Origin of the sequence: Amycolatopsis sp. NPDC001319 (assembly GCF_042896185.1) — a bacterium.
Taxonomy (GTDB): Bacteria; Actinomycetota; Actinomycetes; order Mycobacteriales; family Pseudonocardiaceae; genus Amycolatopsis.
The window spans coordinates 59,068-77,098 of the sequence record NZ_JBIAWY010000008.1; the positions used below are offsets into that span (position 1 = coordinate 59,068).

Genomic DNA, 18,031 nt, shown 5'->3' on the forward strand with positions numbered 1-18,031 from the left:
CGGGTTGGGCACTCACCGGTGCCAACTATGGCCGACACCACGCTTGTTCCGCGTCACCGGGTGAGACCGGTTAAGCTCGCCGACGTGGCTGAGGAGACCGAGCAGACGCCCCCCGCACCGACCGGACGGCAGCTGGCCGCCGCCCGTGACTTCGTGGCGCGGCACGGGAAACCGTCGCGCGCGGTGGTCGAGAACATCGGCCGGATCGGCGCCCGCGTGGTGCTCGTCGGAGCCGACGGCGCCCTCGGCGACGTGATCGTGCCGGCCCCGGAGACGGGCACGGCGCTCGTCGAGGCGGTCGACGACCTCGAACCGGCCGAATGGGACAGCGAGACCGTGAAGGCGACCAAGATCGGCGCGGCCCACCGCCGCAAGATGGCCGGTCCGCGAGCCGGCCGGTGAACCGCGAAGCGATCTTCGTCGCCTGCGCGCAGATGCCGGAGGGCGACGGCGACGACACCGCCGCCGCGGCCGCCCTCGACGACCTCGGCTTCGGCGTCCGCTGGGCCGTCTGGGACGACCCGGGCGCCGACTTCTCCACCGCCGACCTCGTGGTGCTGCGCGCGACCTGGGACTACCCCGAGCGCCGCGCCGAGTTCCTCGACTGGTGCGAGACCGTGCCGACGCTGGCCAATCCCGCCGCGGTCGTGCGCTGGAACACCGACAAGGCCTATCTCGTCGAGCTGCTCGACGCGGGCGTGCCCACGGTGCCGACCACGCTGGTCGAGCCGGGTGAGCAGGCGAAGTGGCCGAAGGTGCCGTTCGTGGTGAAGCCGTCGGTCGGCGCGGGTTCGCGCGGCGCCGCCCGTTTCGGCGCCGACGCCGCGGGCGCGGCCGAGCACCTGCGCGAGCTGCACGCCGACGGCCGCACCGCCGTCGTCCAGCCGTACCAGTCCAGTGTGGACAGCCAGGGCGAGATCGCGCTCGTGTACTTCGGCGGCGTTTATTCGCACGCCTTCACGAAGGGCGCGATGCTCGGGGCCGGCACCGACCCGTCGGGCCTGTTCCTCACGGAGAAGCTCGCGCCGGCCGTCCCGGCGTCCGGCGTGCGCGCCGTCGCGGAGGACGCCCTGGACGCGGCGTGCTCGCTCATGGGCATCCTGCGGGCCGAACTGCTCTACGCCCGCGCGGACATCGTGCGCGGCGAGGACGGGCACCCGCTCGTGCTGGAGCTCGAGCTGGCCGAACCGTCACTCGGCTTCCGCAACGCCGACGCGGGGGCCCCGTTGAGGTTCGCGTCGGCGGTGCGGCAGCAGCTGGCCTAGTTCAGTTCACGGGTTACTTCAGGCCCGAGGACGCCAGCCCGTCGATCACCCGGCGTTGCAGCAGGATGAACAGGATCAGGATCGGCGCCATCGCAAGCAGGCTGGCGGCCATCAGCACGGGGTAGTTCACCGTCACGTCGCCGGCCAGAGTGGCCAGCGCGGCCGACAGCGGCATCTGCGTGGCGCGCGTGGACACCACGAGCGGCCACAGCAGCTCGTTCCACGACCACAGCACGGCCGAGATGGCGAGCACGCTGATGCTCGGGCGCACCACGGGCAGCAGCACGCTCCAGAACGTCCGCAACGGCCCGCTGCCGTCGATGCGCGCCGCCTCCTCCAGCTCCGCCGGGAGGTTGAGGAAGGCCGTGCGCATGAGGAAGGTGCCGTACGCGCTGAACAGCCCGGGCGCGACGATGCCGGCCAGGGTGTTGAGCCAGCCGAGGTTCTGCACGATCTGGTACTGCGAGATCAGGTAGGCCTGCGAGGGCACCAGCAGGATCGACAGCACGAGCCCCAGCAGCACCGCGCGGCCGCGGAAGCGCATGCGGGCGAACGCGTAGCCGGCCAGGGTGCACAGCACGATCTGGGCGAGGGTGCGGATCACCGTGATGAGCACCGACGTCCACAGCTGCGACAGGAACGGCAGCCGCTGGAACACCACCGCGTAGTTGGACCACTGCAGGTGCGCGGGCCAGAACGTGGGGGTGACGCTCTGCACCTCGGCGTTGGTGGACAACGACATCACGATCTGCCACAGGAACGGGAAGGCCATGATGAGGCCGCCGACCCCGAGCACGAGGTGGATCAGGGCGTGGGACTGCCGGCGTCGGGCTCTAGGCATTTCCGGCCCACCTCCGTTGCAAGCGGAACTGCAGGAGCGTGACGAGACCGATCAGCACGAAGATGACCATCGCGATCGCCGCGGCGAAACCCTTGTCGTTCTCGACGAAACCCGCGTTGTAGAAGTAGTAGACGAGCGACATCGTCTTCGGCAGCACCGCGTTGTGGTTGCCCAGCAACGCGTACAGCAGGTCGAAGAGCTGGAAGCTCGCGATGGTGGTCACCACGACCACGAAGAACACGCTGGGCGCCAGCAGCGGCAGCGTGATCGAGCGGAACTGGCGGAAGCGGCTCGCACCGTCGAGCTCGGCGGCTTCGTACAGCTCCGGCGGGATGTTCTTCAGGCCCGCGCCGAGCACGATCATCGAGAAGCCCAGCGACGACCACAGGCCGACCACGGCCACCGCGGCCAGCGCGAAGCCCGGCGTGTTGACCCACGACGGGCCGGGGATCCCGATCAGCGACAGCGCCCAGTTGAGGATGCCGTAGTCGCCGTTGAAGATGATCCGCCACACCAGCGCCACGGCGGCGGGCATCGCCACGTAGGGCAGGAAGAACAGCACGCGGTAGAACTGCGCGAACCGCAGGCCCGGGGTGTTGAGCAGGCTCGCGAGCCAGGCCGCGATCGGCACGCCGAGCAGCACCACCGCCGTGTAGATCAGGGTGTTCAGCAGCGACCGGTACAGCTGCGGGTCGGTGAACAGCCGGCTGTAGTTGTCCAGCCCGGACCACTTGAAGCCGCCGAACACGCCCCAGGTGGTGAACGAGTAGAACGCCGTCTGCAGGATCGGCCAGATGTAGAAGACGAGCACCCCGGCCAGCAGCGGCAGCACGAACGCCCAGGGCCACAGGCCGTCCCCGCGCCGGACGCCGCGCCGCGCCCGCCGGGTGGCGGGAGCGGCGGGCGCCGGAGCGGACTCGGAGACGTCGGCGGACACGGCACTCATTCCTTGGCCAGGTCCGCGTTCATCTGCGAGGTCAGGTCTTTCAGCACGGCGTCGACGGGCTTGGTGCCGTCGAAGGCGTCGGGCAGCAGGTTGGTCTCCAGCGTGTTCCACGCGGCGGTGTTCTTCGACACCGGCAGCGGCTTGGCGTAGGAGACCTCGTCGAGGAACAGCTGCAGGTCCACGCCCGGCATGGACTTCGCGAACGCGTCCTGCGTGCCGGTGTAGGCCGGGATCACGGCGCCGAGGTCGCCCTGCTGCTGCTGGGCTTCCTTGCTCGCCAGGAACACCTGCAACGCCTGCGCGGCCTGCTTGTTCGGGCTGTTCGCGGCGACCACGTTGGACAGACCGTGGATCACGGTCGCCTGCTGGTCGCCCTTCGGCACGGGCAGCACCGCGACGTCCTTGGCGATCGGCGCGGCCGCGACCTCGCTACGGGCCCAGCTGCCGCCCTGGTACATCGCCGACTTGCCGGAGACGAACCACTGGTCACCGGTGGTGTCGGTGAGCTGCTTGATGGTCGGCATCGCCTTGGACTTCACGAGGTCGGTCCAGAACTGGATGCCCTTTTGCGTCTTCGGGTCGTCGTAGGTCGAGGTCTTGCCGTCGGGCGAGATCACGGAGCCGCCGGACTGGAAGATGGTGTTGTAGTAGGTGGTCTGGCCGTCCATGCCGGCGGAGATGCCGTAGACGCCCTTGCTCGCGAGCTTCTGGGAGATCTGCGCGGCGGTGGACTGGAAGTCGGCCCACGTCCAGTCCTTGCTCGGGATCGGCACGCCGGCCTCGGCGAACAGCGCCTTGTTGATCCAGACGCCGATGGTGTCGAAGTCCTTCGGCACGCCGTACTGCACACCGTCCAATGTGTACAGCTGGTCCAGCGACTGCGGGTAGTTCTTCGGGTCGATCGCGCCGGCCTTGACCTCGCCGGTGATGGGCTCGATCTTGCCGTTGCTCGCGTAGAGCTGGAAGTTGGGGCCGTTCATCCAGAACAGGTCGGGCAGGCTGTCGCTGGAGGCCTCGGTCTGCAGCTTGGTGAAGTAGTTGGCGAACGGCGTGACGTCCACGTTCACCTTGACGTTCGGGTACTTCTTGGTGAACTCGGCGAGGTTGGCGTTGATCGCCTTGACCTGGGTCTGGTCCCAGACCGCGTAGGTCAGGTTCGCCGAGATGTTCGCGTCGGGCGGGCTGTACGGGGTGTCCGAATCGGACGCTGTGGACGCACCCGTGGACGAGCACGCGGCGAGTGTGGCGGCGGCGGCCACCGTGCCGGCCACGGCGGCCAGGGCTCGGCGGGGGAATGAGGCCATCGGGATTCCTTTCAGCGGGCGGGGGAGGATCGGGAGGTCAGCGGGTGCCGGTGGGGAAGTGCGCGCGCACGGCGGCGGGCAGCTCGGGCACGTCGAGGGGGACCGAGCCGGTACGCAGCGACCGGGTGGCGAGCGCGCCGGCGGCCACGGCCTCGCGGGCGGCGACCGGGGAGAGCGTCGGGGTCTCGCCGTCGATCACGTAACGCAGGAACTCGGTCATCGTGAGCAGGTCGGCGTCGGCGTGGCCTTCCTCGACGCCCGAGATCGGGTACTCGCGGTCGCCTTCGGTCGACCAGCCGCGGCGGTGGTTCCACACCTTCACCACGCCGCCACCGGTGTCGCCGAAGTTCTCGGCGCGGCCCTCGGTGCCGATCACGGTGTAGTTGCGCCAGTAGTCCGGGGTGAAGTGGCACTGCTCGTAGCTGGCGAGCACGCCGTTGTCGAGGGTCATCAGCACCATCGAGACGTCCTCGACGTCGACCACCTCGTTGAGGCCGGTCTGCGTGGCGGGGGGCCAGTTGTCGAAGGAGAACCAGTCCTGCATCAGCTCGTTCTCGTGGCCGCCGCGGTCGGTGATGTCGCCGTAGACCGCGAGCCGGCCCATGCCGACCACGCGGCGGGTGTAGCCGCCGGCGAGCATGTGGATCACGTCGAGGTCGTGGCTGGCCTTCTGCAGCAGCAGGGAGTTGACCTTGCTGCGGTCGGCGTGCCAGTCCTTGAAGTAGTAGTCGCCGCCGTTGCCGACGAAGTGGCGGCACCACACGGTTTTGACCTCGCCGATCTCGCCGCGGGCCACGACTTCGCGCAGCGCCCGGGCCACGCCCGAGTGCCGGAAGTTGTGTCCGATGTAGAGCGGTGTGTTCGACTCCTGCGCGGCGGCCAGCACGGCGTCGGCGTCTTCGAGCGTGATCGCGAGCGGCTTCTCGAGGTAGACGGCGATGCCCGCGCGCAGTAGGTCGACCGCGATCTCGGCGTGGGTCCAGTCCGGCGCGGTCACGATCGCGGCGTCGACGAGTTTGCGCTCGATCAGGTCCGTGTGCTGCTCGACGACGTCGATCTCGCCGAACAGCTCACGGGCCCGGGCGCGGCCGGCCTCGGTCGGGTCCGCCGCGGCCACCACGGTCGCGGCCAGCCCGGACTCCGCGATGTGCCGGGCGATGACGGCCCGCTGGCCGACTCCCACCACACCCACGCGGACAGCTTCGCCGTTTCCCACCTGGTCACCTCACCTCTGCGTGATATTGATCTGCATGATGGCAAACCAATCACTAATGCACAACACGCGATGACAAGTCTGCTCAGACGCGTGCGCGAACCGTTATTCGGGCCGTGACCGGTCCTCGATCGGCTCGGGGCCGGCTCGTGGTCAGCTCGCGACCACGAGCTCGACCGACGCGGCGGCCAGCTCGGCGGCGAACGAAGCGGGCACTTCGGCGTCCGTGACCAGCACGTCGATCTCCGCGAGGCGGCAGATGCGCGCGAAGGTGGACTTCATCAGCTTCGTGGCGTCGGCGACCACGATCACGCGCCGCGCGACCTGGCTGAAGTGCCGGCTGACCTCGGCTTCTCCCTCGTGCAGCGTGGTGGCGCCGTACTGCGCGCTCAGCCCGTCGACGCCGAGGATCACGGTGTCGAGGGCGAACGCGGCGAGCGCGTTGGACACGAGTGAGCCGACCAGTTCGTAGGACTGGCGGCGGGCCACGCCGCCGGTGACCACGATCTTCACGTGCGCGCGCACCGACAGCTCGTAACCGATGTTCAGGGCGTTGGTGACGATGGTCAGGCCGGTCTCGCCGTCGGCGCGGATGAACCGCTCGCTCTTGCCGAGCGCGCGGGCGACCTCGGTGGTCGTGGTGCCGCCGTTGATCCCCACCGTTTCGCCGGGCCGGACCAGCTCGGCGGCGGTGCGGGCGATCGCGGTCTTGGCCTCGGCCTGGCGCGCGATCTTGTACTGGAGCGGCAGCTCGTAGCCGGCGCCGAGGGCCGCCGCGCCGCCGTGCGTGCGGGTGATCAGGCGCTGATCGGCGAGGATCGAGAGGTCGCGGCGCGCGGTGGCGGGGGAGATGCCGAGCGTTTCGCCGATCTCCGTGATCGTCACGTTCCCTCGTTCGCTCACCAGCTCGAGCAGGGCGTTGAGGCGTTGCTGGGGTGTCATCGGGCGGCTCGCGTTCGAGGTCGAGGGGCAGGACCGACTCATCCTAGAGGTCATCTCCACTGAGCCGGATGATTGAAGATGACGTATATCGCTCACTCCAATCAAGAATGATCGTCTATGCTCACGTCTGCGATCACGTCGATCGCCCTTGGCTCGAAAGGTCTCCATGTCCGACTCCTTCGTGTCCCGTGAGCTCGCGTCCCAACCGCAGATGTGGCGTACGGCGGCCGAGCTGTTCCCCTCCGTCGCGAGCGCGCTGCCGCAGCCGGGGGAACGCGTCGCCGTCGTCGGGTGCGGCACCAGCTGGTTCATCGCCATGAGCTACGCCGTCGCGCGCGAGCAGCGCGGGCACGGCCTGACCGACGCGTTCGCCGGGTCCGAGTACCCGCGTGAGCGCCAGTACGACCGAGTGGTCGCGATCTCGCGCTCCGGCACCACGACCGAGATCGTCGACCTGCTCGGCGCGCTCGGTTCGCAGCGCACGGTGCTGATCACGGCCGTCGGCGACGCGCCGGCCGCCGCGGTGGCCGGCGAGGTCGTCGAACTTCCCTTCGCCGACGAGGAATCCGTGGTGCAGACGCGGTTCGCGACGACCACGCTCGCGCTGCTGCGCGCGGGGCTCGGCGACGACGTCGACGCGCTGGCCGCGCAGGCCGAGCAGGCGCTGCAGGTGCCGATCACCGACCTGCTCGACGCCGAGCAGGTGAGCTTCATCGGCCGCGACGCCGCCGTGGGCCTCACGTTCGAAGCCGCGCTGAAGACGCGCGAGGCCGCGCAGTTCTGGGCGGAGTCGTACCCGGCCATGGACTACCGCCACGGCCCGATCGCGATCGCGCAGCCCGGCCGGCTCGTGTGGTCGCTCGGCGCGACGCCCGAGGGCCTGGCCGACGACATCGCCCGCACCGGCGCGACGTTCGTCCACCACGACTTCGACCCGATGGCGGCTTTGGTTGTGGTGCAACGGTTCGCGGTCGCGCTGGCCGTGCGCCGCGGGCTCGACCCCGACCACCCGCGTTCGCTCACGCGCTCGGTCATCCTCACCTGATGGCCGTGCTGGGTGTCGACGTCGGCGGCACCACGGTCAAGGCGCGCGTCACCGGCGACGACGGCGCGGTGCTCGCGCAGTGGCGCGAACCCACGCCGACGGGCGACCCGCAGGCGCTGGCGGGGCTCGTGCGCCGCGCCACCGAGTGGTACCCGGTCGACGCGGTGGGCCTCGTCGTGCCCGGCATCGTCGACGAACGCGCCGGCTTGTGCCTGCAGGCCGTGAACCTCGGCTGGCGCGACGTTCCGGTGCGGGAACTCGTGTCCGCTGCGGTGGCCGTGCCGGTGGCGTTCGGGCAGGACGTCCGCGCCGGCGCGCTCGCCGAGGTCCGCACGGGTGCTGCGGCCGGGTCTTCGGAACCGGTGCTGTTCGCCGCCGTCGGCACGGGCCTGGCCGGCGCCCTGGTGGTCGACGGCCGGGTGCTCGACAGCCCGTGGGCCGGCGAAATCGGCCAGGTGCTCCTGGCCGGCGGCGGCCGAGTAGAGGAGGTCGCTTCCGCCTCGGCCCTCGCCCGCCACGCCGGCGCCCCCGACGCCTTCACCGTCGCCGAACGCGTCCGCGGCGGCGACGGCGCCGCGCTGGCCGCCTGGCGCGAGTGCGTCCGCGTGCTCGCCGAGTCCATCGCCTGGACCACCGCCGCCGTGGGCTGCGCCACCGTCGTGGTCGGCGGCGGCCTGGCCGAGGCGGGCGCCCTCCTGCTCGACCCCCTCACCCAGGAGGTCGCCGCGCGCCTCGGCATCCTCCGCGCTCCCGCCCTCGTCCGTGCCCACCACGGCGACGCGGCGGCGGTCATCGGCGCGACGCTGCTGGCGCAGGACATGCTCGCCGCGGGAGTGGCTGGATGATCCTCGTCGTCACACCGAACCCGGCGGTGGACGTCACCTACCGCGTGGCGCGGCACGAGCCCGGGGAGACGAATCGCGTTCTCGAGGTCCAGCGCAGGCCCGGTGGTAAGGGGCTGAACGTCGCGCGCGTGCTGGCCGGGCTGGGGGCCGAGGTGCTGGCCCTGCTGCCGCTCGGCGGTGCGGCCGGGCGGTGGGTCGCGGGGGAGCTGACGGTGCCGCATGAGGTCTCGCCGCTGGCCGGGGAGACGCGGACGACGGTGACGGTCGTGGGGCAGCGGCATCCGACCGTCTACACCGAGCCCGGGCCGGAGACGAGCGAAGCCGAGTGGGCGGCGTTCGCGGAGTTGCTCGGGCGGCGGCTGGCGGGCGCGGACCTGCTGGTGGTCTCGGGGTCGTTGCCGCGAGGGGCGCGGGCGGGATTGCTCGGCGACTGGGTGCGGGCGGCGCACGAAGCCGGTGTCCGGGTGCTCGCCGACGTTTCCGGGCCCGCGTTGCTGGAAGCGGCGAACGCCGGGGCGGACGTGGTGAAGCCGAACCTCGCGGAGCTGCTCGAAGCGACGTCCACTGTGGACGAAACCGCCGGCGCCGCCGAACTGGAGCGGCGAGGCGCCGGGCTGGTGGTCGTTTCGCGTGGCGCCGCAGGGATTGCCGCGCACACCGCCGAACAACTCCTTGAAATCCCCGCCATCCGTGGCGTCACCGGAAACCCGACCGGAGCCGGCGACGCTGCGACCGCAGGCCTGGCACAGGCGCTCGTCGACGGCGTCCCGCTCGACCGAGCCCTTCGCCGCGCGGCCGCGCTCGGGGCGGCGGCCGTGCTGCGGCCGGTGGCGGGCGAGGTCGACCTCGAGGCCTACCGACGTTTTCTCGAATCGAACGGAGAACCCGCATGATCACCCGCCCGGCTCTCGCCCGGATCCTCGCGTCGGCGCGTGAGCGCAACGCCGGGGTCGGCGCGTTCAACGTGATCCTGCTCGAACACGCCGAGGCCATCGCGAGCGGTGCCGAACAGGCCGGTGTGCCCGTGGTGCTGCAGATCAGCGAGAACTGCGTGCGCTACCACGGCGGGCTGGCGCCGATCGCGCTCGCGTCGCTGGAGATCGCCAGGCGGGCGAAGGTCGAGGTGCTCGTGCACCTGGACCACATCGAGGACCAGGACCTGGTGCGCGAGGGCGTCGAGCTCGGCGTGGACAGCGTCATGTACGACGGGTCCCGCCTGCCCTACGACGAGAACGTGCGCACCACCCGCGAGATCGCCGACCTGTGCCACGCGGCGGGCATCGCCGTGGAGGCGGAGCTGGGTGAGGTCGGCGGCAAGGACGGCGTCCACGCTCCCGGCGCCCGCACCGACCCGGCCGAGGCCGCCGCGTTCGTGAAGGCCACGGGCGTCGACGCGCTGGCGGTCGCCGTCGGCACGTCGCACGCCATGGTGTCGCGCACGGCCAGCGTCGACCGCGCGCTCGTCTCGCGGCTGCGCGACGCGGTGGCGGTGCCGCTGGTGCTGCACGGCTCGTCCGGCCTGTCCGACGAGGAGCTGCGCGGCGCCGTCGAGAGCGGGATGACGAAGATCAACATCTCGACGCACCTGAACGGCCTGTTCACCCGCTCGCTCAAGCAGTTCCTCGACGAGCGGCCGGACGTCGTCGACCCGCGCAAGTACGTGCGGCTCGGGCGCGCGGCCGTCGAGGAGGAGACCGCGCGCCTGCTGCGCCTGCTCGCGGCTTAGGCCGGCTGCTTCCGCTTGGCGGCCAGGCGATCGGCCCGGGGCCACCGCACGTCGGTGGCCCAGCCGAAGCGCTCGAACAGCCAGATCACGCGCGCCGACACGTCGACCTGGCCGCGCAGCACGCCGTGGCGGGCGCAGGTCGGGTCGGCGTGGTGGGAGTTGTGCCACGACTCGCCCATGGACAGGATCGCGAGCGGCCAGAAGTTGGCGGCCTTGTCACGGCTGGCGAACGGGCGCTCGCCGATCAGGTGGCACACGGAGTTGACCGACCAGGTCACGTGGTGCAGCAACGCGATGCGCACCAGGCCCGCCCAGAAGAACGCCGTGACCGCGCCCCACCACGACCACGTGATCAGCCCGCCGAGCGCGGCCGGCAGGGCGACGCTCAGCGCGATCCACAGCGCGAAGAACCGGTTCACCAGCCGCAGGTCGCGGTCGCCGACGAGGTCCGGGGCGAAGCGGTCGGCGTTGGTCACCTCGCGCTTGAACATCCAGCCCATGTGCGCGTGCCAGAACCCGCGCAGCAACGCCGCCGGCGACGTCCCGAACAGCCACGGCGAGTGCGGATCACCCTCGCGGTCGGCGAACGCGTGGTGACGGCGGTGGCTCGCGACCCAGAAGATCACCGAGCCCTGCACCGCCATGCTCCCCGACACGGCCAGCGCGATCCGCAGCGCGCGCGGCGCCTTGAACGCACCGTGCGTGAAGTAACGGTGGTACCCGACGGTCACACCGAGCGTGCCGAACGTGTAGAAGACCGCGAACAACGCCGCGTCGACCCAGCTGAGCCCCCAGCCCCACAGCAGCGGGACGGCGGCCACCAGCGCCACGAACGGCACCAGCAGAAACGTCTTGAGCACGACCATCTCCGCCGGACCCCGGCGTCCGGAGATCAACGGCTTCACGGTGCTGGACGGGACGGACGTCATGAGCGTCACCTCGCGGCGCTTCGGATGGCGATTCCGAGCCGAAGGGTAGGTGCCCGTTCTGTCCGCTGCGCCGACGGCGAGCCGACGGAGAGTTACGAAGGCGTGGCCGTCCGGGGCGTCAGCCGGCCGGGGTGAGTTCGAGGTCGGCCGGGGGTGCCGGCTCCAGCGAGACCGCCGGGCCGCGGTCGCGGGTGCCGGTCCACAGCGTCGCGGTGACGACGATGACCAGGGCCGAGCCGAGCACGTGGAACGACACCATCGCCTCGGGCACGCCGAGCGCGTACTGCACCGTTCCCAGCACGCCCTGCGCGAGCGCCACCGCCCAGACCCACGCGTAGCGCTGCCACACGCTCTTCGGCGCGCCCACGCGCAGCAGCTGCAGGCCGAAGACCGCGAGCACCACGAGGTAGACGATCAGGAGTCCGCTGTGGACCTGGGCGAGCTTCTCGATGGGAACGTCGAGGCGGTGGGTGTGGATGTCGCCGCCGTGGGGGCCGGCGCCGGTGACGGTCGTGCCGGCGATGAGGACGGCCCACATCAGCACCGTCAGCAGCACCAGCACCTTGCGGCCCAATGGCGGCACGAGCGGGCGCGCGGGTTCGTCGCCTTCGCGGAACGCGCGCAGCAGCAGCACGGCGAGCCAGATCAACGGCGTGGACGCGAGGAAGTGGATCGCGACCGTCCACCATTCCAGCTTCGCCAGCACGGTGATGCCGCCGAGCACGGCCTGCAGCACGACACCGCCCGGCATCGTCCACGCCAGCACGAGCAGGCGCTTGCGGCTCGGGTGGTCGATGAGGATGCGCCACGCCGTCAGTACCGCCAGGGCGGCCACGACGATGACCGCGCCCGTCAGCATGCGGTTCGAGAACTCGATCCACTGGTTGACCGCGTGGATCCCGGGGTGCTGCACCGGCACGAGACTGCCGGGCACGCACTGCGGCCACGTCGGGCAGCCGAGGCCCGAACCCGTCACCCGCACCACGGACCCCGTGACGCCGATGCCGCCCATCGCCACCACGGAGGCGATCCCGACGGCCCCCTGGACCGCGACGGACGGATAGGGCAGGCGGGCGATCAAACTGCGAAGAGACACGGGGGAATCGTACTCGCGCACAATTCCGCGCTTTCCCGCTGTGTGCGTGGAGACGCTTTTCTCACACCCGTTTCACGGGCACTCAGGTGAGTTTTGTGGTCCGTGTCGCGATAAGTCCGGCCACGATCGCCCACACCGCCAGCGCGGCCATCGGCCCGAAGGCGAAGTGGCCGTCGACCAGTGCCGCACGCATGCCTTCCGCGAGCGCGCCCGAGGGCAGCAGCGAGACGACCACGCCGAGGCCCGTCGGCAGAGCCGAAGGCGCCAGCAGGATTCCGCCGGCGAGCAGCAGCACGAACCACACGATGTTGGCCAGCGCCAGCACCGCTTCGGCGCGCAGCGCGCCACCCAGCAGCACGCCCAGGGCACCGAACGCGGCCGTGCCCAGCACCAGCAGCACGATCGCCGCCGCGATCCCGGCGCCCGAAGGCGACCAGCCCAGGAACGCCGCCACCACGCCGATCACGATCGACTGCAGCACGACCACCACGAGCGCCGCGACCACGCGCCCGGCCACGAGGAGCCCGCGCGGCAGCGCGGTGGCCGAAAGCCGCTTGAGCACGCCGTAGCGCCGGTCGAAGCCGAGCGCGATGGCCTGTCCCGTGAACGCCGACGACATCACGGCCAGCGCGAGGATCCGCGGCGTGATCCAGTCCACTTTGGACGTCGAGCCGAGCTGGCTCGCGGGGAGGATGTCGAGCAGGCTCAGGCCGATGAGCAGCGCGAGCGGGATGATCAGCGTGAGCAGCAGCTGTTCGCCGTGGCGCAGCGTCAACGCGGCCTCGACGCGCGCGTGCGTGCGCAGCATCCGGCCCAGCGGCCCGCGGCCCGGCGCGGGGGTGAAGGTGCCTTCGGGGAACGTCGTGCTCACGCTCGCAGCTCCCGTCCGGTCAGCTCGAGGAAAACCTCTTCCAGCGTGCGCCGCCCCACCTGCAGCTGTTCGGGCAGCACGCCCTGTTGCGCACACCACGACGTGACGGTAGACACCACCTGCGGATCCACCGCGCCTTCCACGAGGTACGAACCCGGCGAGGACTCGGTCACGCGATACCCCTCCGGCAACGCCGCCGTGAGCAGCGACAGGTCCAGCCGCGTGCGCGCGCGGAACCGCAGCTGCGCCGCGTCTCCTTCTTCCAGCGTCAGCGCGTGGGGAGAGCCCTGGACGACGACCTTGCCGTGGTCCACGATCACGACCTGGTCGGCGAGCGCTTCGGCCTCTTCCATGAGGTGCGTGGTGAGCAGCACGCTCACGCCGTCGCTGCGCAGCGCGGCCAGCAGCTCCCACACCAGGCGCCGCGCCTGTGGGTCCATGCCCGCGGTCGGCTCGTCGAGGAACACCAGCTCGGGCCGCCCGACGAGCGCGCACGCGAGCGAAAGCCGTTGCTGCTGCCCGCCCGAGAGGCGTTTGAACGGGGTGCGCTTCGCGCCGGCCAGCCCGAGCACGTCGAGCAGCCACGCGGGGTCGAGCGGGTTCGCCGCGCACGAGGCCACCAGGCCGAGCATCTCCGCCGCGTGCACACCCGGGTAGGCGCCGCCGCCCTGCGGCATGATGCCGACGCGCGGGCGCAGCCGGGCGCTGTTCTTCACGGGATCGAGGCCGAGGACCCGGACGTTTCCGGCGTCAGGCTTGCGAAACCCTTCGCAGATCTCCACCGTGGTCGTCTTGCCCGCGCCGTTGGGGCCGAGCAAGGCCAGCAGGCAGCCACGCTCCATCCGCAGGTCGAGCCCGTCGACCGCAGTGGTGGAGCCGTAGCTTTTCACCAGGCCGGTGATCTCGACCGCGGGGTTGTCCACAACGAATCACGATACGACGTCCACCACGGCGGGCCGTTCCGGGGACGTCCTGGAGAGCAGGAGCGGCGAAAGCCGGTACACCCACGCGAGCCCGCCGAGCGTCACGAGCACGGCGGCGCCGTAGGCCCACGGCAGGATGTAGGCGTGGCCGTCGAACGTGCTCCCGGTGGGCGGCAGCAGGAACGGCAGCCCGGCGCTGATCACGGTCGCGGCCACGCGGAACCGCGACGTGCCCGCCGCCGCGGCCAGGGGGATCACGGCCCACAGCACGTACCAGGGCTGCAGGTTGATCTGCAGGATCATCGCGGCGCCGAGCGCCACCCCGAGCCCGATGATGGGCCGGTAGCGCCACTTGAAGCTGGCCCACAGGAATTTCACGGTGACGAACGCCGTCACCAGGTAGCCGAGCGCGCCGACGATGGGCACCAGCGCGTCGGTGTGGTTGCCCAGGCCCAGCGCGATGCCGAGCACCCCGGTGAGGTTCGCGAGCTCGGCGGTGGGGGAGATCCACGAGCGCACGAGGCCGGGGGTGCCGAGCGCGCCGATCCAGCCGAAGCCCAGGCCGGTGCCGTAGCAGACGGCCACGAGCACCACGCCGAACAGCGCCGCCATCGGCACGCCCGCCCACACGAGGTCCTTGATCCGCCCGTGCCAGCGCCGCGCCACCATCACGGCGAAGAACGGCAACGCGAGCAGCGCCGGCACCTTGACCGCGGCCCCGAGCGTGATGATCGCGACACCGAGCCCGATGCACAGCAGTTCGCCCCGGGCCAGCGGTGGCGGCGTGTCGCCCTTGATGCGCACCGGCAGCCGCCGGATGCCGACCTCGAGCCCGGCGACCATCAGCCCGATGGCCAGCGCGTCGTTGTGGGCGCCGGCGATGAAGTGGAAGATCAGCAACGGGTTGGCCGCGCCCAGCCACAGCGCCGTGACCGGTTGCACGCCGAAGCGGCGCGCCAGCCGCGGCACGGCCCACACGATGAGGACCACGCCGACGAGCGCCAGGCCGCGCTGCAGCAGTACACCCGTCACGATGTTGTTGCCGCCGATCGGCGCGAGCCAGCCGCCCAGGCGCAGCAGCAGCGGCCCGTACGGCGCCGGCGTCTCGCGCCACATGTTGGCCACGCCCGCGGTGAGCGGGTCGGCCACGCCGAGCGCCTGGGCCGGGCCGAGGGTGTACGGGTCCATCCCGCGGTGCACGATCTCGCTCTGCGCGAGGTAGCTGTAGACGTCCCGGGAGAACAGGGGCGGGATGAGCAGCAGCGGCGCCACCCACATCGCGATCGTGCGGGCCATCTGGCCCTGGCCGGCCAGGCGGGCGCTCGCGGGCCGGGCGAACCGGCCGAGCATGAGCCAGCTCAGCACGAGGATGCCCATGCCCGAGAACGCGATGGCGAGCGAGACCGTCGGGATGCGGGTGAACAGGCGCAGCACCGGCAGGTCCTGCACCGGGTTGATCACCGGTGCCGCGCCGGCGCCGAGCGAGCCGAGCGCGAGGAACAGCGAGCCGACCGTGCCGAAGCGGCGGACGATGTCGAGGCCGCGGCGTTCGGCCTGGTCGAGCGGCTGCGGCTCGTGCGGGCGGACGGGCGAAGGTGGCGCCACGGCCGTCGCCGTGTCGCCGGGTGTGCCCACTTCCGGGTCCCGTTGCACGGGTTGCTCGCCGACTGCCACGTCAGGAAGGGTATCGAGTCCCTTCCGTGGTGACTCGGGTCACTGCCGGACACCCCGCCTTTGCTCCTGCGCCGGAAATAAGACACACTTGTGTTGTGAAAAAGAACGGGACGCCCGAGGACGAGGTCTGCGAGGAGTTCGGCGATCAGCCGCGCACCGCGGACGTCGGCGTTCCCGTGCAGGTCAGCCCGGCCAATGTGGCCGAAGGACGCACCCGTCACGAGGTGGCACGCCTGCTTCTCGAGCAGGGTCCGATGACCGCTGTAGTGGTCGCGGAACAGCTCGGCATCAGCCCCGCGGCCGTCCGCCGGCACCTGGACGCGCTGGTGGCCGACGGCGAGGCCGAGACGCGCGACGCGCCCCGGCGCGGTCCGCGCGGGCGCGGGCGCCCGGCCAAGTTCTTCCTGCTCACCGAGCCGGGCCGCGCCCGGTTCGGGCACGCCTACGACGACCTCGCCGTGTCGGCCATCCGGTTCCTCGCCGAGCACGCCGGCCCCGACGCCGTGCGCGCCTTCGCCGAGAGCCGAGTCGACGCGCTGGTGGGCCCGCACCGCTCCGCCATCACCGGTTCGAGTGATCCCGCGGAGCGCGCCGAGGCCCTGGCCACGGCCCTGACCAGGGAGGGCTACGCTGCGTCGACCCGCCAGGTCGGGGTTGGCGAACAGCTTTGCCAGCACCACTGCCCGGTCGCGCACGTCGCCGCGGAGTTCCCGCAGCTGTGCGAGGCCGAGACCGAGGCGTTCGCCCGGCTGCTCGGCACCCACGTGCAGCGGCTGGCGACGATCGCACGCGGCGACAACGCGTGCACCACACACGTACCCGTCGGCACGTCGGGTATCCCGGCCCTTCCCGAGCCGGACAGCACCAGGCCCTCCGGGACGACCGAGGCGGTTGCGGCGACGCAGCCGGCGCGGGCGGACCGGGGGCGTACAGCACGGATCCCGAATGGAGGGAAACCCGCATGACTGCCGCTGCCGAGCAGCGCACTCCCACCACCGCGCCACTGAGCCAGGAAGAGACCATCGAGTCCCTTGGCAAGTACGCGTTCGGCTGGGCCGACTCCGACGAGGCGGGCTCGACCGCCCGCCGCGGACTGAACGAGGACGTCGTCACCGACATCTCCTCGAAGAAGTCCGAGCCGGAGTGGATGCGCGAAGCCCGCTTGAAGGCGCTCAAGCTCTTCGAGCTGAAGCCGATGCCGAACTGGGGGGCCGACCTCTCCGGGATCGATTTCGACAACATCAAGTACTTCGTGCGCTCCACGGAGAAGCAGGCGGCCAGCTGGGAAGAACTTCCCGAGGACATCAAGAACACCTACGACAAGCTGGGCATCCCCGAGGCGGAGAAGCAGCGTCTCGTCGCCGGTGTCGCCGCGCAGTACGAGTCCGAGGTCGTCTACCACCAGATCCGCGAGGACCTGGAGGCGCAGGGCGTGCTGTTCCTGGACACCGACACCGCGCTCAAGGAGCACCCGGAGATCTTCCAGGAGCACTTCGGCTCCGTGATCCCGGCCGGTGACAACAAGTTCTCCGCGCTGAACACGGCGGTGTGGTCCGGCGGTTCGTTCATCTACGTGCCCAAGGGCGTGAAGGTGGACATCCCGCTGCAGGCCTACTTCCGGATCAACACCGAGAACATGGGCCAGTTCGAGCGCACGCTCATCATCGTCGACGAAGACGCCTACGTGCACTACGTCGAAGGCTGCACCGCGCCGATCTACCAGTCCGACTCGCTGCACTCGGCGGTCGTGGAGATCATCGTGAAGAAGGGCGGCCGCTGCCGCTACACGACGATCCAGAACTGGTCGAACAACGTCTACAACCTGGTCACCAAGCGCGCCAAGTGCGAAGAGGGCGCGACCATGGAGTGGATCGACGGCAACATCGGTTCCAAGGTCACCATGAAGTACCCGTCGGTGTTCCTCATGGGCGAGCACGCCAAGGGCGAGGTCCTCTCGGTCGCGTTCGCGGGCGAGGGCCAGCACCAGGACGCGGGCGCCAAGATGGAGCACCTCGCGCCGCACACCTCCTCGACCATCGTGTCGAAGTCGGTGGCGCGCGGCGGCGGCCGGACCTCCTACCGGGGCCTGGTCCGCGTCGCGAAGCGGGCGCACCACTCGCGCTCCAGCGTGGTCTGCGACGCCCTGCTGGTCGACACGATCTCGCGCTCGGACACCTACCCGTACGTGGACATCCGCAACGACGAGGTGTCCATGGGCCACGAGGCCACGGTGTCCAAGGTCAGCGAAGAGCAGCTGTTCTACCTGATGTCGCGCGGTCTCGACGAGGCCGAGGCGATGGCGATGATCGTGCGCGGGTTCGTGGAGCCCATCGCGCGTGAGCTGCCGATGGAGTACGCGCTCGAGCTGAACCGCCTGATCGAGCTCCAGATGGAAGGGTCCGTCGGCTAGT

General features: G+C 70.9%; 18 protein-coding genes. 8 read left to right on the forward strand and 10 right to left on the reverse strand.

The window, feature by feature from the left end:
• Window positions 1–84 precede the first annotated feature (84 nt).
• Window positions 85–402: a hypothetical protein gene (locus ACFY1H_RS29090; protein ID WP_366583292.1), complete on the forward strand. Its 318-nt coding sequence runs from the start codon at window positions 85–87 to the stop codon at window positions 400–402.
• Window positions 399–1,265, forward strand: coding sequence for a hypothetical protein (locus ACFY1H_RS29095; RefSeq protein ID WP_366583293.1), 867 nt, complete (start codon window positions 399–401; stop codon window positions 1,263–1,265). The genes ACFY1H_RS29090 and ACFY1H_RS29095 overlap by 4 nt, the downstream gene beginning before the upstream one ends.
• A gap of 13 nt (window positions 1,266–1,278) precedes the next feature.
• Here ACFY1H_RS29095 and ACFY1H_RS29100 read toward each other — a convergent pair whose 3' ends face one another.
• From ACFY1H_RS29100 to ACFY1H_RS29120, 5 genes are all read right to left on the reverse strand, one after another.
• Window positions 1,279–2,106: a carbohydrate ABC transporter permease gene (locus tag ACFY1H_RS29100; protein ID WP_366583294.1), complete on the reverse strand. Its 828-nt coding sequence runs from the start codon at window positions 2,104–2,106 to the stop codon at window positions 1,279–1,281.
• On the reverse strand, window positions 2,099–3,043 hold the full coding sequence (locus ACFY1H_RS29105) for a sugar ABC transporter permease (protein ID WP_366583295.1): 945 nt from the start codon (window positions 3,041–3,043) through the stop codon (window positions 2,099–2,101). The genes ACFY1H_RS29100 and ACFY1H_RS29105 overlap by 8 nt, the downstream gene beginning before the upstream one ends.
• A gap of 5 nt (window positions 3,044–3,048) precedes the next feature.
• Window positions 3,049–4,356: an ABC transporter substrate-binding protein gene (locus ACFY1H_RS29110; protein ID WP_386951486.1), complete on the reverse strand. Its 1,308-nt coding sequence runs from the start codon at window positions 4,354–4,356 to the stop codon at window positions 3,049–3,051.
• A gap of 37 nt (window positions 4,357–4,393) precedes the next feature.
• Window positions 4,394–5,548, reverse strand: a complete 1,155-nt coding sequence (locus ACFY1H_RS29115) for a Gfo/Idh/MocA family oxidoreductase (protein ID WP_366583297.1) — start codon at window positions 5,546–5,548, stop codon at window positions 4,394–4,396.
• A gap of 174 nt (window positions 5,549–5,722) precedes the next feature.
• Window positions 5,723–6,511 carry a DeoR/GlpR family DNA-binding transcription regulator gene (locus ACFY1H_RS29120; RefSeq protein WP_220238717.1) on the reverse strand — a complete coding sequence of 263 codons (789 nt, stop codon included), beginning with the start codon at window positions 6,509–6,511 and terminating at the stop codon, window positions 5,723–5,725.
• 166 nt (window positions 6,512–6,677) lie between these two features.
• Between ACFY1H_RS29120 and ACFY1H_RS29125 the strand changes: the two genes are divergently transcribed.
• Genes ACFY1H_RS29125 through ACFY1H_RS29140 form a run of 4 tightly spaced genes read left to right on the forward strand, consistent with a single transcriptional unit; the run spans window position 6,678 to window position 10,127 of the window.
• Window positions 6,678–7,556, forward strand: coding sequence for a sugar isomerase (locus tag ACFY1H_RS29125; RefSeq protein WP_366583299.1), 879 nt, complete (start codon window positions 6,678–6,680; stop codon window positions 7,554–7,556).
• Complete coding sequence (locus ACFY1H_RS29130; RefSeq protein ID WP_386951491.1) at window positions 7,556–8,401, forward strand: ROK family protein; 846 nt, start codon at window positions 7,556–7,558, stop codon at window positions 8,399–8,401. Before ACFY1H_RS29125 ends, ACFY1H_RS29130 begins: the two co-directional genes overlap by 1 nt.
• Complete coding sequence (locus ACFY1H_RS29135) at window positions 8,398–9,294, forward strand: 1-phosphofructokinase family hexose kinase (RefSeq protein WP_386951494.1); 897 nt, start codon at window positions 8,398–8,400, stop codon at window positions 9,292–9,294. The genes ACFY1H_RS29130 and ACFY1H_RS29135 overlap by 4 nt, the downstream gene beginning before the upstream one ends.
• On the forward strand, window positions 9,291–10,127 hold the full coding sequence (locus ACFY1H_RS29140) for a class II fructose-bisphosphate aldolase (RefSeq protein WP_366583302.1): 837 nt from the start codon (window positions 9,291–9,293) through the stop codon (window positions 10,125–10,127). The genes ACFY1H_RS29135 and ACFY1H_RS29140 overlap by 4 nt, the downstream gene beginning before the upstream one ends.
• Here ACFY1H_RS29140 and ACFY1H_RS29145 read toward each other — a convergent pair.
• The 5 genes from ACFY1H_RS29145 to mptB form a co-directional block, all read right to left on the reverse strand.
• Window positions 10,124–11,056: an acyl-CoA desaturase gene (locus tag ACFY1H_RS29145; protein ID WP_366583303.1), complete on the reverse strand. Its 933-nt coding sequence runs from the start codon at window positions 11,054–11,056 to the stop codon at window positions 10,124–10,126. The genes ACFY1H_RS29140 and ACFY1H_RS29145 overlap by 4 nt on opposite strands.
• Window positions 11,057–11,174: 118 nt before the next feature.
• A complete protein-coding gene (locus ACFY1H_RS29150; protein ID WP_386951497.1) occupies window positions 11,175–12,152 on the reverse strand; it encodes a heme A synthase in 978 nt (325 codons plus the stop codon).
• Between the two features lie 82 nt (window positions 12,153–12,234).
• Window positions 12,235–12,960 (reverse strand): ABC transporter permease, encoded by a 726-nt coding sequence (locus ACFY1H_RS29155; RefSeq protein ID WP_386952157.1) that lies wholly within the window; start codon window positions 12,958–12,960, stop codon window positions 12,235–12,237.
• Between the two features lie 59 nt (window positions 12,961–13,019).
• On the reverse strand, window positions 13,020–13,946 hold the full coding sequence (locus tag ACFY1H_RS29160) for an ABC transporter ATP-binding protein (RefSeq protein WP_366583305.1): 927 nt from the start codon (window positions 13,944–13,946) through the stop codon (window positions 13,020–13,022).
• Between the two features lie 6 nt (window positions 13,947–13,952).
• Complete coding sequence (gene mptB, locus ACFY1H_RS29165; protein ID WP_386952160.1) at window positions 13,953–15,581, reverse strand: polyprenol phosphomannose-dependent alpha 1,6 mannosyltransferase MptB; 1,629 nt, start codon at window positions 15,579–15,581, stop codon at window positions 13,953–13,955.
• A gap of 134 nt (window positions 15,582–15,715) precedes the next feature.
• On the opposite strand from mptB, the gene ACFY1H_RS29170 reads away from it, so the two are divergent.
• Window positions 15,716–16,585: a helix-turn-helix transcriptional regulator gene (locus ACFY1H_RS29170; protein ID WP_386951501.1), complete on the forward strand. Its 870-nt coding sequence runs from the start codon at window positions 15,716–15,718 to the stop codon at window positions 16,583–16,585.
• Window positions 16,582–18,030, forward strand: a complete 1,449-nt coding sequence (sufB, locus tag ACFY1H_RS29175) for a Fe-S cluster assembly protein SufB (protein WP_364047737.1) — start codon at window positions 16,582–16,584, stop codon at window positions 18,028–18,030. Before ACFY1H_RS29170 ends, sufB begins: the two co-directional genes overlap by 4 nt.
• Window position 18,031: the final 1 nt, after the last annotated feature.

What these genes read in the sequence shown, in the direction of transcription:
- ACFY1H_RS29155 (WP_386952157.1), bottom strand. Translation starts at nt 12,960, where the DNA reads ATGCTGCGCACGCACGCGCGCGTCGAGGCCGCGTTGACGCTGCGCCAC.
- sufB (WP_364047737.1), top strand. Translation starts at nt 16,582, where the DNA reads ATGACTGCCGCTGCCGAGCAGCGCACTCCCACCACCGCGCCACTGAGC.
- ACFY1H_RS29120 (WP_220238717.1), bottom strand. Translation starts at nt 6,511, where the DNA reads ATGACACCCCAGCAACGCCTCAACGCCCTGCTCGAGCTGGTGAGCGAA.
- ACFY1H_RS29130 (WP_386951491.1), top strand. Translation starts at nt 7,556, where the DNA reads ATGGCCGTGCTGGGTGTCGACGTCGGCGGCACCACGGTCAAGGCGCGC.
- ACFY1H_RS29140 (WP_366583302.1), top strand. Translation starts at nt 9,291, where the DNA reads ATGATCACCCGCCCGGCTCTCGCCCGGATCCTCGCGTCGGCGCGTGAG.
- ACFY1H_RS29110 (WP_386951486.1), bottom strand. Translation starts at nt 4,356, where the DNA reads ATGGCCTCATTCCCCCGCCGAGCCCTGGCCGCCGTGGCCGGCACGGTG.
- ACFY1H_RS29125 (WP_366583299.1), top strand. Translation starts at nt 6,678, where the DNA reads ATGTCCGACTCCTTCGTGTCCCGTGAGCTCGCGTCCCAACCGCAGATG.
- ACFY1H_RS29100 (WP_366583294.1), bottom strand. Translation starts at nt 2,106, where the DNA reads ATGCCTAGAGCCCGACGCCGGCAGTCCCACGCCCTGATCCACCTCGTG.
- ACFY1H_RS29145 (WP_366583303.1), bottom strand. Translation starts at nt 11,056, where the DNA reads ATGACGTCCGTCCCGTCCAGCACCGTGAAGCCGTTGATCTCCGGACGC.
- ACFY1H_RS29135 (WP_386951494.1), top strand. Translation starts at nt 8,398, where the DNA reads ATGATCCTCGTCGTCACACCGAACCCGGCGGTGGACGTCACCTACCGC.